Genomic DNA, 299 nt, shown 5'->3' on the forward strand with positions numbered 1-299 from the left:
GGCTGGAGGCGCCTATGTGCCGCTGGATGCAGACTATCCGTCCGAGCGCATTCGTTTCATGCTGGAGGACAGCGGTGTGACGGTACTGCTGACCCAAACCAGTTTGCAGGAGCGCACGCAAGCATGGCTGAATGAAAGCCAAGAGGCTCTGGGCGAAGGAAAGACCGAGGGTGAGTTGGAAACAGCGGCTGGTGCTGAATTGATGGAAAGAGACCACCTGAGTGAAGGCGTAAGCTTGAAATCAGATTCGCCACCTGACCGCGAAGCAGCATCCGAGCCAGCAACAGGGCTGCGTCTGC

Annotated in this window: 1 protein-coding gene; it reads left to right on the top strand. The window is 57.9% G+C overall.

Annotation, left to right across the window (positions count from 1 at the left end; translation table 11 throughout):
- On the top strand, window positions 1-299 hold a 299-nt coding region (locus HFD99_RS25130), incomplete at both ends, for an AMP-binding protein (RefSeq protein ID WP_167441089.1).

Source organism: Paenibacillus sp. EKM301P (assembly GCF_011800295.1).
Classification (GTDB): Bacteria; Bacillota; Bacilli; order Paenibacillales; family Paenibacillaceae; genus Paenibacillus; species Paenibacillus polymyxa.